Below are 12126 nucleotides of genomic sequence, written 5' to 3'. Positions count from 1 at the left end.
TATCTACATGCAGGATACCTTTATTTGTCTATTTTTGCAACATGAATTATTGATAAAAAGAATTCTGAAAATAAAAAGTAATAAAAGAAAGTTATGGCTAAAAAAGTTTTGATCATTTCGTCCAGTCCACGTAAAGGTGGTAATTCGGATTTGCTTTGTGATGAATTTATGAAAGGTGCTATCGAGGCGGGCAATGAAGTAGAGAAGATTTTTCTGAAAGACAAAACGGTTCATCCTTGTACGGGATGTAGTGTTTGCAGTATGTACGGTAAACCTTGTCCGCAGAAGGATGATACAGCGGAAATCGTGGAGAAGATGATTGCTGCCGATGTGATTGTAATGGCAACTCCTGTTTATTTCTATACCATGTCCGGGCAGATGAAGATTATGATTGACCGTTGTTGCGCACGTTATACGGAAATAACCAATAAGGAATTTTATTTCATTATTGCGGCAGCAGAAAACGATAAAGCAATGATGGAGCGTACTATCGACGGCTTCCGTGGCTTCCTCGATTGCTTGGAAGGACCACAGGAAAAAGGGACGGTCTATGGAATCGGTGCATGGAAAGTAGGAGAGATTAAAGATACTCCCTACATGCAGGAAGCATATAATATGGGAAAGATGGTGTAACTGTTTGTTTTCCATATTAAAGATATTCATAAAGAATATGATAAATGGATTTGTTCGAATATTTGAGATATAGTTTTGAACTTAACTTTTAAAACCTGACGGGAAATCTGGAAAAGACGGTTATGTTTTCCAGATTTTCCCCTTTTTACGATTACTTAATTGACTGGATTGCTTGTTCTGCCACAGAATTATTATAATTTTGTGGCAGAACTTTTTATTTTGTATAATTCGTTTGATAACTAACTAAGTATCATGGGCTATAAAATAACGACTCTTGTGGAGAATTGTGTCTATGGACGTAAATTGCAGGCAGAACATGGTCTTTCTCTATATATCGAGACTCAAGAACATAGATTACTTTTCGATACGGGAGCATCTGACTTGTTTATCCGTAATGCCCGCTTGTTGCATATTGACTTGCAAAAAGTCGATTATTTGATATTATCTCATGGTCATAGCGATCATACGGGCGGACTACGTTATTTTTTGGAATTGAATACGCAGGCAACCGTTGTCTGTAAGCGTGAGATTTTTTCTCCTAAATTCAAGGATGAACGTGAGAACGGGATGATGCATACACAAAATCTCGATCGTTCCCGTTTCCGCTTTATTACAAAGCAGATCGAACTGCTTCCCGGAGTTTTCCTTTTTCCCTCTATTGATATTATAAATCAGGCAGATACCCATTTTGAACGTTTTTGGGTTCAGCAAGAAGATGGATGCAAAATACCGGATACTTTTCAGGATGAATTGGCGGTGGTATTGGTGGAACCGGAAGGATTTTCCGTATTAAGTGCCTGTTCTCATCGGGGAATAACCAATATTTTGCGTACGGTTCAGGCTGCCTTTCCCGAATCTCCTTGTAAGTTACTTCTGGGAGGTTTTCATATCCATAATGCGGAAAAACAAAAATATCAGGTCATTGCAGATTATTTACAGGAATATCTTCCCCGACAGATTGGCGTTTGTCATTGTACGGGAGTGGATAAATATGCCTTCTTTTATAAAGATTTTGGTGACAACACATTTTATAATTACACGGGAAAACTAATTCAAACCGATTTATCGGAATAAATTTATAATAATTTGATATGAAGAAACTAATAACTTCTTTAGCGCTGGTATTATCAGCATTATCCAGCTATGCAATTACTCCTTTGTGGATGCGTGATGCACGTATATCACCGGATGGATCAGAAATTGTTTTTTGTTACAAGGGTGACATTTATAAAGTCCCTGCACAAGGAGGAACAGCTGTTCAACTCACCACACAAACCTCTTATGAAGCCAATCCGGTTTGGTCGCCCGATGGCAAGCAAATTGCGTTTGCCAGTGACCGGAATGGAAATTTTGACTTATTCATTATGCCTGCTGACGGAGGTGCCGCCCGGCGATTGACCTGTCATTCTGCATCAGAAATACCGTCGGCTTTTACTCCAGATGGAAAGTATGTCTTTTTCTCTGCCTCTATACAGGATCCGGCAAGCAGTGCCCTGTTTCCTACAGGAGCAATGACGGAATTATATAAAGTTCCTGTTGCCGGCGGACGTACCGAGCAAGTGCTGGGTACTCCTGCCGAACTGGTCTGTTTTGATAAAACAGGGAAGAACTTTCTTTATCAGGATCGTAAAGGGTTTGAGGATGAATGGAGAAAGCATCATACTTCTTCCATTACGAGAGATATTTGGTTATATAATACCCAAACGGGAAAACATACGAACCTGACAAACCGGGGAGGAGAGGACCGTAATCCTGTGTATGCACCTGATGGTAATGCTGTCTATTTTTTAAGTGAGCGTGATGGAGGTTCTTTCAATGTGTATACTTTCTCTTTGAATACTCCACAGGAAGTGAAAGCTGTGACTACTTTCAAAACTCACCCGGTACGTTTTTTGTCTGTCAGCGATAAAGGTACCTTATGTTATACCTATGATGGTGAGTTATACACACAGAAGTCTGGTGCACGTCCGGAAAAAGTAAAAGTAGAACTGGTCCGTGATGATGGGCAGCAGCTTGCTACACTTAAATTCTCACAGGGAGCAACTTCCGCTTCTGTATCTCCGGACGGTAAGCAAATTGCTTTTATTGTACGTGGTGATGTGTTCGTGACTTCAACTGATTATGCTACCACCAAGCAAATCACAAATACTTCGGCAAAAGAAGCTGCCGTTTCTTTTGCTCCGGACAACCGGACACTGGTTTATGCCAGCGAGCGAACCGGTAACTGGCAACTTTATACCGCCAAAATAAGTCGTAAGGAAGACCCGAATTTCCCTAATGCCACTCTTATTGAAGAGGAAGTATTATTACCGTCTAAAACGGTAGAACGTACTTATCCGCAATATTCACCGGACGGTAAAGAATTGGCTTTTATCGAAGACCGTAATCGTTTGATGGTACTCAATTTGAAAACAAAAAAGGTACGTCAGGTAACGGATGGTTCTACATGGTATAACACCGGAGGTGGATTCGATTACGAATGGTCGCCTGACGGTAAATGGTTCACTCTTGAATTTATAGGCAACCGCCACGATCCTTATTCGGATGTAGGCATTGTCAGCGCACAGGGAGGGGCAATTACTAATCTGACAAATAGTGGATATATCAGTGGTGCTCCGCGTTGGGTACTCGATGGGAATGCTATTCTTTTCCAAACCGAACGCTATGGTATGCGTGCGCACGCTTCTTGGGGATCGCAGCAAGATGTGATGTTGGTGTTTCTCAATCAGGATGCTTATGATCGTTACCGTTTGAGTAAGGAAGATTTCGAATTACTCAAGGAATTTGAAAAGGAACAGAAGAAAGTAAAAGAGAAAGACGATGAGAAGACGAAAGACGGAAAGAAGTCTAAGGCGGAAAAAGCAGATAAAGGAAATGCTGACAAAGACAAGATCGACGAGGATAAGGCAGACCAAAAAAAGATACTTGTCGAGCTGAACGGCATTGAAGACCGTATCGTACGTCTGACTCCCAATTCATCCGACTTGGGTAGTGCCATACTTTCAAAAGACGGGGAAGATCTTTACTATTTCTCTGCGTTCGAAAATGGATATGACCTTTGGAAAATGAATCTCCGTGAAAAAGATACGAAGCGTCTGCACAAACTCAATACCGGTTGGGCATCGTTGATGCTGGACAAAAAAGGAGATATCTTTTTGTTGGGAAGCCGGATTATGCAAAAGATGGATGCCAAGTCGGATGCGTTGAAGTCCATCAGCTATCAGGCTGAAATGAAAATGGACTTGGCTGCCGAACGTGAAACGATGTTTGACCATGTGTACAAACAGCATCAAAAACGTTTCTACAATGTCAATATGCACGGGGTTGACTGGGATGCTATGACTAATGCTTATCGTAAGTTCCTGCCTCATATTGATAACAATTATGACTTTGCAGAATTATTGAGTGAGTGGTTGGGTGAGCTGAATGTTTCACATACCGGAGGACGTTATTCTCCCAAAGGAAAAGGAGATGTCACTTCTAATCTCGGACTCTTGTTCGACTGGAATTATCAGGGAAAAGGAATGCAGATTGCTGAAATAATAGAAAAAGGTCCGTTCGATCATTCACGTACCAAAGTAAAGGCTGGTTGCATCATTGAAAAGATTAATGGAGAAGAGATAACTCTCGATAATGACATAACTTGTTTGCTGAATAATAAAGCAGGGAAGAAAACATTAATTTCAATCTACAATCCACAAAGTAAAGAGCGTTGGGAAGAAGTGGTGATGCCGGTCACCAACGGGCAACTGAATGGATTGTTATACAAACGTTGGGTAAAACAACGTGCGGCAGATGTTGAAAAATGGTCGAAAGGACGTTTGGGATATGTTCATATTCAGTCGATGGGAGATGACAGCTTCCGTACTGTATACTCGGACATTCTGGGAAAATATAACAACTGCGAAGGCATTGTGATTGATACCCGTTTCAACGGTGGTGGCCGTCTGCATGAAGATATTGAAATACTGTTCAGTGGTCAGAAGTATTTTACACAAGTGGTACGCGGACGTGAAGCCTGTGATATGCCGAGCCGTCGTTGGAACAAACCTTCCATTATGTTGCAATGTGAGGCCAACTACTCGAATGCACACGGAACTCCGTGGGTATATAAACATCAAAAGATTGGCAAACTTGTCGGTATGCCTGTTCCAGGTACTATGACAAGTGTGTCTTGGGAAACTTTACAAGATCCTTCACTGGTTTTTGGTATTCCTATCGTCGGTTATCGTTTGCCTGACGGCAGTTATTTGGAAAATACCCAATTGGAACCGGATGTAAAGGTTGCCAATAATCCGGAAACAGTAGTCAAAGGAGAGGATACCCAACTAAAGATGGCTGTGGATGAACTTCTGAAAGAGATAGATAGTCAGAAGAAGTAAATACGAGTATAATTATATCTAAAATAAAGAGTCGCTTCTTTGAAAGAATCAATCAGATTCTAACAGAGAAGCGACTTTCTTTTATAGTGATTTTCTTATATTGACCTTTTTATATGACTTCTTTTATAAGGCGTTTATTTTAAATAGATATAGGGCTTACTTCCAGACCGGCAGTAATCTATGGAGGGTTTTTCTAGTCATTATCTTCTGATTCAGGAAGCTGACGATATACCCCGTTATACAAGCGGCAATGAGTGATCCTTCGCGTACTCCCTGAATACCTTGAGTCAGCAGGAGCGAGAGAATCACGGCTAATGTAACCAAAGTAATATCAAAATAAACTTTGAACTTTCCAAATTCCTTGTTATAATGGCGGGATGCATATTTCACAAATGCTTCTGCGCTCATCATGGCTACTTTTGGTTTCAGTTCAAGCACTACTCCGATAGACTGCACCATGCATCCTGTAAGTAATAAAGCAATCGACATACCATAATTAGCGGGATGCAGTTCGCTTGTCAGCATCATATTGAAATCAATGAATGCCGAAAAGATAAAAGAGAACGGTAGTTGAAGAAGAATTTCAATAATATCCTGTCGGGTTCTATTCTTTCGGATTAACCAGAACTGTCCCAGGATAAGTACCATGTTGATGATAAATGTGCAAGTACCCAACGATAAAGGACTATTCAGGCTTAATACATAATTGATGCTCGATATGGGAGTAGTTCCCAATGCCGAGCGTATAATCAACACGATACCTGCCGCTAAAAAATAGAGTCCGATAACAAACACTAAATACCTCTTAAAAATCTCTTTCATTTCCATGTCTTTTTAACCTCTTTCTATTGATTCCTTTTTCATGTATTGAAAAGGATATGCAAAGGTCTTGTTTTTTACTCTGAAATAGATTATCTAATTCCATACAGTTTTTGTCATATCCGAAACAAATCGTATTTTTACGTCATAAAATAAAGGTGTAAATGGTAAAATCTCGTATATTTGATAATACACAGTTGTTGAAGGAGCATCCTGAACTTCCTCATTATAAAGAGGAGGTAGTCTGTTTCCGGAGTGAATATAAAGATAGAAGTTATCCGGCAAATGAATGTTATTTCAATCGGGAGCTTTATATGATATTCGTTCTTGAAGGCCGTTCGGAAATTCTACTGAATGGAGAGTTTATTGCGATAGAACCGAATATGTTACTTATTCACGGAGCAAATTATCTCACGGAACATCTTTATTCAAGCCGGGATATTAAATTTATCACTCTCGCCCTTTCCGAATCTATGCGGACGGACGATTCATATCTGACACAAATCACGGCAATCCTGTTGGCAACCATGAGGCGGAATAAGCAATATACGATTCAGTTGACAGAGTATGAAGCTCAAATCATCCATAAGGAGCTGGAAGTATTGATGCATCTGATGAATATTGAACATCATTTCCTTTTCCGGCGTATACAGGCAGCCTGCAATTCTCTGTTTTTGGATATAGCAGATTTTCTTTCTCGAAAGACCGTTATCAAAAAAGAGATCAGTCGTAAAGACCATGTTCTGCAAGAATTTCATGCACTCGTTACCCGTAATTTCAGGGAAGAACATTTCGTGAGCTTTTATGCGGATAAACTGGCTATTAGTGAACAGTACCTGGCACGCATTGTACGTCTTGGAACAGGTAAGACTATCAATAGCCTTATTAATGAATTGTTAGTAATGGAAGCGCGTACTTTATTGAGTTCTACCAAATTTACGGTTGGCGAGATTGCTGCTAAACTGGGGTTTAGTGATGCAGCCGGTTTTTGTAAGTTCTTTAAAAGAAATGCGGGACAGACTCCGTTGAATTATCGGAAAGGATTATTGATTTGAACGGAAAGGATTGCTGAACTGAATGGGGAATTACTGAACTGAATAGAGAATATAATGAATTTAAATAATAAGTTGACTGATTTGAATGAAAATGGAAGTAGGTTGATGCAACTGTCCTTAAAGACCGTATACATCAACCTACCTGAATATATAGTGCATGGGTTTGATTTTAACCGATCACTGCTGTGATATCTTCTACAATCTGTTCATCCGTCAGATGATTGGCACGGAGAAACTCCTGTATATCATATCGGTCAACAAATTCTTTTTTAGCTCCAAAGTTCAGAACTTTCATGTTTGTAGCACCATAATAACGGGTAATCTTTTCACCGAAACCGCCATCCAATACACCGTCTTCCAACGTAATCACTAATTCGTGATCTGCTTTCAGTTCATCCATCAGTTCGTTGTCTACACCGGTGATATAACGTGGATTGATGAGTGTTGCGTCAATATTGGCTTTTTCTTTCAGAAGTGATGCAACCGACTGTCCCAATCCATAGAACGAACCTAAAGCAAGAATGGCTACTTTCGCTCCACGATGCGTCACTTTATAGCGATTGAGAACACTATAATCAGTCTCCACCGGTTCCCCACAAGTAATAACATCTGTTGCCGGCACACGGATTGCAACCGGGTGTTCATTTTGGCGGATGCTCCATTCTAGCATAGCAAGATATTCCTCTTTGCAAGTCGGTGCCAGATAAACCATATTCGGAATATTACTGATAAGCGGAATATCGAAGAAGCAGAGGTGAGTTACATCATTCATTCCGGACAGTGTACCCCAGAATACCAACAAAACAGCCGGGTTATTATTGATACAGAGATCTTGCGAAAGTTGATCGTATGAACGTTGGATAAATGTACTATACACTCCGTAAACAGGTTTTCCGCCATTGGTTGCGATACCCGAAGCAAGAGCTACTGCGTGTTCTTCTGCAATACCGACATCTACAAACTGTTTGCCAGCTTCCTGGCGGCGGTCCGGAGTGAATCCGAGAACGGCAGGAGTACCCGAAGTGATTGTCACCACACGAGAATCTTCTTTCATCTTTTTTAGCAGATATTGAGCGGTTACTTCGCTGTAATCTTCTTCCTCATAACTGACTTTTGCTTCTCCGGTTTCCGGATTGAATGGAGTGCGCCAGTGATAAGTCTCTTTATCTTGTTCGGCATGTGCATAACCTTTACCTTTTAAGGTATTAATATGCACTACTATCGGATGCTGAATATCTTTCACTTTGGAGAATGCTTCAATCAACGCCTGTACATCGTTACCGTCATTTACATATATATAGTCCAGTCCCATCGCCTTGAAGAAGTTACATTCGCACTGACCGTTACTGTCACGCAATTCTTTCAGGTTCTTATATAGTCCACCGTGATTTTCGGCAATAGACATCTGATTGTCATTGACAATAATAATCATGTTTGTACCAAGCTCCGCCATATAGTCCAATCCTTCAAATGCTTCGCCGCCACTTAAGGAACCGTCGCCTATCACAGCTATGATATTCTCATTGCCACCGATCAGGTCGCGTCCTTTTGCCAATCCGCTAGCCAGGCTGACGGAAGTGGAAGTATGACCGATAACAAAAAAATCATGCTTACTTTCTTGTGGTTCGGAATAACCGGATACGTTGTCATACTCTGCCGGATAGAGAAAAGCATCTTTCCGTCCGGTCAGCATCTTATGTACATAACTCTGATGCGATACATCAAAAACAATCTTGTCTTCTGGTGAGTTGAATACATAATGTAAAGCGATAGTCGCTTCCACCATTCCGAAATTAGGGCCGAAATGCCCGCCGTGTTCACTCAACTTTTGCAGGAGTGATGCACGGATTTCATTACTTAAATCATTGAGTTCTTTAAACGATAACTTCTTTACGTCTGCGGGAGAGTAAATATTTTCTAAATACATATCAATTTGTTTTTTACGTTTATACCTATTATCTTTATCACACTGCAAAGATACTGCTGATTTTAGATTCGGTTTGTATATAGATTACGGATTATTTTACCTATATTACCGACCTTGGAAAATAGGACTGACGATAAACATAAAAATAGTAGATAATATATATTGGAGGACAACATATATGAATAGTGATTATAAAGTGGGCGATTTAATTTATGATGCAAATATTTATGATGCGATGAATACTAATCTAGATGATTGGTACTTTTATAAGCGATGGCTGCCGGAAAACAAGGATGCCCGGATACTTGAACTTTGTTGTGGTACGGGCAGGCTCACTCTGCCCATTGCAAAGGAAGGATATGATATTACTGGGATTGATTATACCCCTTCAATGCTTGCCCAGGCAAAAATTAAAGCTTCCGAAGCAGGATTAGAAATAAGTTTTATCGAGGCAGATATCAGAACTTTGAATTTGCCGGAAAAATACGACTTTATCTTTATTCCGTTTAATTCAATTCATCATTTATATAAGAATGAAGATTTATTTAAGGTATTTAATGTCGTTAAGAATCACCTCAAAGACGGTGGCTTATTTCTGTTTGATTGTTTTAATCCGAATATCCAATATATAGTTGAAGGTGAAAAAGAGCAGAAAGAAATTGCTGCATATACAACCGATGACGGTAGAGAAGTATTGATAAAGCAGACAATGCGATATGAAAATAAAACTCAGATTAACCGTATCGAATGGCATTATTTTATCAATGGCAAGTTCAACTCTATTCAAAATCTGGATATGAGAATGTTCTTCCCTCAAGAGTTAGATTCATATTTGGAATGGAATGGTTTTCATATTATTCATAAGTATGGCGGATTTGAAGAAGAGGCATTTGACGATAATTCGGCAAAACAGATATTTATTTGTCAATGTGACTTAGTGTATTGAGATTTTATTAATAAATAAGTGAAAATGTAATTTGTCGGCAATCAGTATGGTAGCGTGGTTGCCTAAAGGCCTTTTGGGGCTGTTTTCATCCTTTTGAACTGGAAGTACTCATCAGAATTCTTTTTCAGTTTTGACTTTTCTCATTTTGTTTAATGATTCTTTTGTTACTTCTCGTAATAAATTTGGCGTTCGCTAAAGTAGGAAGTCTGACTTTGGCTTCCTTGGTTTTGATACTTACTTCATTTCCTTAAATAGGTTAGAATAGATATTATAGCAGATTGATAAAAAATAGAATCTGTAATTCGGGTAATAATGTCAGTAATTCATCTACATACAGTCTCTTTCTTTCATCGTATTTTTACAATGTAGAAAGTAGACAATCAATTCTTTAATAATTAAAAATAAGAGATATGAAACGGATTTTATTATTAACAACTGTATTTATGATGATGCTTGGAACTAGTTTTTCTTCTGCACAGACAGATGCAGATAACTTTTATAAAAGTGATTTGGTAAGTGTGGAGAAAGTTTCTTTTTCCAACCAGTATAAAATGAAGGTAGCCGGAAATTTGTTTCTGCCTAAGAATATGAAAGAAGGGGACAAATACCCTGCAATCATTGTCGGACATCCAATGGGAGCTGTCAAGGAACAGAGCGCGAACCTTTACGCAACGAAAATGGCCGAACGGGGTTTTGTAACACTCTCCATAGACCTGTCTTTTTGGGGTGGGAGTGAAGGCGAGCCGCGCAATGCTGTTCTGCCGGAAGTTTATGCGGAAGACTTTAGTGCCGCAGTTGATTTTTTAGGTACCCGTCCGTTTGTCGACCGGAATCTGATTGGAGTAATCGGAATTTGCGGCAGTGGAAGTTTTGCTATCAGTGCAGCGAAAATAGACCCTCGCCTTAAAGCCATTGCGACAATCAGTATGTACAATATGGGTACGGCTAGCCGTAACGGGCTAAAACACTCATTGACATTGGAACAGAGAAAGCAAATAATGGCTGAAGCAGCAGAACAGCGTTATGCTGAATTTTTAGGTGGAGAAACTAAATATACCGGTGGCACTGTACATCAACTGACAGAAAAGTCCAGTCCGATTGAACGGGAGTTCTATGAGTTCTACCGTACACAAAGAGGAGAATTTACCCCCGACGGAGCAACTCCTATGACCACCACTCATCCTACACTTTCAAGTAATGTGAAATTTATGAATTTCTATCCTTTCGAAGATATTGAGACTATTTCACCCCGCCCTATGTTTTTCATCACCGGTGAAAATGCCCACTCACGTGAATTTAGTGAAGACGCTTACCGATTGGCCGCCGAACCTAAAGAACTGTATATAGTACCCGGCGCCGGACACGTAGACCTTTACGACCGTGTAAGCCTTATACCATTTGACAAGCTGGAATCTTTCTTCAAGGAGTATCTGAAGAAATAGTGATAACAGGAAGTGTAAATGTAACTTTTGAAATAACAGATTAAAGAATAAACTAATGGAACAAATAAGAAATAAAGAATATGGAGGCGAACGTCCTCTGTTCGCGACCCACGACCTTCAACTGGAAGATGTAACAATTCACGCCGGTGAATCTGCATTGAAAGAATGTAGTAATATTATAGCAATCAACTGTCGCTTTGAAGGAAAATATCCTTTTTGGCATACCAACGGATTCATTGTGAAAAACTGTCTCTTTACAGAGGAAGCCCGTGCTGCTCTATGGTACTCTCAAAGTCTGCAAATGGCAGATACCTTGGTAGAAGCACCGAAGATGTTCCGTGAAATGGACGGAATAAAACTCGAAAACGTGCAGTTGCCTAATGCTTTGGAAACGTTTTGGTATTGTCGTAATATAGAGCTGAAGAACGTACAGATTGATAAAGCGGATTACCTTTTTATACACAGTGAGAATATTAAGATACAAAACTATGCCCAAAACGGGAACTATTCGTTCCAATATTGCAAGAATGTAAAAATCCGTAATGCAGTTATCAACTCCAAAGATGCTTTCTGGAATACGGAAAATGTAACAGTCTATGATTCCGAGCTGAACGGAGAATATCTGGGCTGGCATTCTAAAAACTTACGTCTGGTAAATTGCAGGATTTCGGGGACTCAACCGCTTTGCTACGCACATGATCTGGTGATGGAAAATTGTACGATGGCGGAAGATGCTGACCTTGCTTTTGAACACAGTAGTGTGAAGGCAACGACTAAAAGTCCCGTTCATAGCGTAAAAAATCCTCGTACGGGAAGTATTGTTGCCGAAAGTTTCGGAGCAATCATTTTGGACGAAAATATTAAATCACCAGCAAATTGCGAATTGAAACTTTGGGACGATCTAACCTGTTTTAATTGAAAT

General features: G+C 39.8%; 9 protein-coding genes. 7 read left to right on the top strand and 2 right to left on the bottom strand.

The features are described from left to right. Positions 1-93: 93 nt before the first annotated feature. From KTR06_RS07110 to KTR06_RS07100, 3 genes are all read left to right on the top strand, one after another. The gene (locus KTR06_RS07110; RefSeq protein WP_009039862.1) at positions 94-633 is read left to right on the top strand and encodes a flavodoxin family protein; all 540 of its coding nucleotides are present in this window, start codon (positions 94-96) and stop codon (positions 631-633) included. Positions 634-885: 252 nt separating this feature from the next. After that, complete coding sequence (locus KTR06_RS07105; RefSeq protein ID WP_128858898.1) at positions 886-1707, top strand: MBL fold metallo-hydrolase; 822 nt, start codon at positions 886-888, stop codon at positions 1705-1707. Between the two features lie 17 nt (positions 1708-1724). After that, a complete protein-coding gene (locus KTR06_RS07100) occupies positions 1725-5015 on the top strand; it encodes a S41 family peptidase (protein ID WP_217290125.1) in 3291 nt (1096 codons plus the stop codon). A gap of 156 nt (positions 5016-5171) precedes the next feature. On the opposite strand, the gene KTR06_RS07095 is transcribed toward KTR06_RS07100, so the two are convergent. Next, positions 5172-5843 (bottom strand): YitT family protein, encoded by a 672-nt coding sequence (locus KTR06_RS07095; protein WP_004297076.1) that lies wholly within the window; start codon positions 5841-5843, stop codon positions 5172-5174. A 155-nt stretch (positions 5844-5998) separates the two neighbouring features. Here KTR06_RS07095 and KTR06_RS07090 point away from each other — a divergent pair, with 155 nt between their 5' ends. Beyond that, complete coding sequence (locus tag KTR06_RS07090; protein ID WP_004304051.1) at positions 5999-6889, top strand: AraC family transcriptional regulator; 891 nt, start codon at positions 5999-6001, stop codon at positions 6887-6889. A 169-nt stretch (positions 6890-7058) separates the two neighbouring features. Here the strand turns inward: KTR06_RS07090 and KTR06_RS07085 are convergent, their stop codons facing one another. After that, on the bottom strand, positions 7059-8816 hold the full coding sequence (locus KTR06_RS07085) for a 1-deoxy-D-xylulose-5-phosphate synthase (protein ID WP_120068023.1): 1758 nt from the start codon (positions 8814-8816) through the stop codon (positions 7059-7061). A gap of 178 nt (positions 8817-8994) precedes the next feature. On the opposite strand from KTR06_RS07085, the gene KTR06_RS07080 reads away from it, so the two are divergent. The 3 genes from KTR06_RS07080 (at position 8995) to KTR06_RS07070 (ending at position 12123) form a co-directional block, all read left to right on the top strand. Then, positions 8995-9762 (top strand): class I SAM-dependent methyltransferase, encoded by a 768-nt coding sequence (locus KTR06_RS07080; RefSeq protein ID WP_120068026.1) that lies wholly within the window; start codon positions 8995-8997, stop codon positions 9760-9762. Positions 9763-10172: 410 nt separating this feature from the next. Continuing rightward, positions 10173-11204, top strand: coding sequence for an alpha/beta hydrolase (locus tag KTR06_RS07075; RefSeq protein WP_118195306.1), 1032 nt, complete (start codon positions 10173-10175; stop codon positions 11202-11204). A 55-nt stretch (positions 11205-11259) separates the two neighbouring features. Further along, positions 11260-12123 carry a DUF3737 family protein gene (locus KTR06_RS07070; RefSeq protein WP_120068029.1) on the top strand — a complete coding sequence of 288 codons (864 nt, stop codon included), beginning with the start codon at positions 11260-11262 and terminating at the stop codon, positions 12121-12123. Positions 12124-12126: the final 3 nt, after the last annotated feature.

The organism is Bacteroides sp. MSK.20.12, from assembly GCF_019052435.1.
In the GTDB taxonomy this organism is placed as follows: Bacteria; Bacteroidota; Bacteroidia; order Bacteroidales; family Bacteroidaceae; genus Bacteroides; species Bacteroides xylanisolvens.
This window is presented reverse-complemented; position numbering and strand designations above follow the sequence as displayed.